Source organism: Streptosporangium vulgare, assembly GCF_042428775.1.
In the GTDB taxonomy this organism is placed as follows: Bacteria; Actinomycetota; Actinomycetes; order Streptosporangiales; family Streptosporangiaceae; genus Streptosporangium; species Streptosporangium vulgare.
On the sequence record NZ_JBHMBS010000123.1, the window covers coordinates 1 to 898 of the forward strand.

Sequence of the window (898 nt, forward strand, 5' to 3'; positions counted from 1 at the left end):
CTGCACACGCACGTGCACCTGTTCCGTCTTCTCCACGACACCCAGGTCACCCACCTGGCCATGGCCGAGCACGAGGAGATTCTGGTCGCGATCGCCGCGCGTGACCCCGACGCCGCCGCCTACGCCATGCGTCGGCACATCCTGCTGTCCGGCGAGCGGTTCCGACGACTGTTCGACGAGGCCCAGGACGCGGACGGAATGGCGGCAAAGGCTTGACGGGCGGGCCTGGCCGAGGAATGCTAACCCAACCGGAGCGGATCAGATCGGATCGGATTGGATCCACCTCACCCGCCCAGATGCAAGGAGAAGCAGGTGCCCAGAGCGCTGCTCCTGACCGGCGACGCCGCCGAGGAGCTCGACACCATGTATCCCTACTACCGTGTGCAGGAGGGCGGCTGGGACGTCGACGTCTCGTCACGCACCATGCGTGACGTTCAGCTGGTCATCCACGAGTTCGACCCCAACTCCGACGCCTACGTGGAGAAGAACGGCAGAAAGCTGCCGGTCGACGTGCCCTGGGCCGACGTCGACGTCGAGCGCTATGACGCCCTCATCATCCCCGGAGGACGTGCCCCCGAGTGGATCCGGGTCGACGCCGACGTCAGGCGCATCACCGAGCACTTCTTCGCGCGCAACCTCCCGATCGCGCTGGTCTGCCACGGCGCGCAGGTACCGGCCGTGTACGGGCTGCTGAAGGGCCGAAAGACGGCGTGCTTCCCCCCCATCACCGGTGACATGGAGAACGCGGGCGCGACGGTCATCGACGCCCCCGACGTCGTGGACGGCAACCTCGTCTCCTGCCGCGGCTGGCCTGACATGCCGCAGTTCGGCCGAGCGATGATGGACGTCTTCTCGAAGTCCATCAACTCCGCATCCGCATGAACACACCTGGCCGGTC

Annotated in this window: 2 protein-coding genes; both read left to right on the top strand. The window is 66.7% G+C overall.

Annotated features, from left to right (window positions below; translation table 11 throughout):
* On the top strand, nt 1-216 hold a 216-nt coding region (locus ACFFRH_RS44270; protein ID WP_386164203.1), incomplete at its 5' end, for an FCD domain-containing protein.
* Between the two features lie 96 nt (nt 217-312).
* The gene (locus ACFFRH_RS44275) at nt 313-882 is read left to right on the top strand and encodes a DJ-1/PfpI family protein (protein ID WP_344744621.1); all 570 of its coding nucleotides are present in this window, start codon (nt 313-315) and stop codon (nt 880-882) included.
* Nucleotides 883-898: the final 16 nt, after the last annotated feature.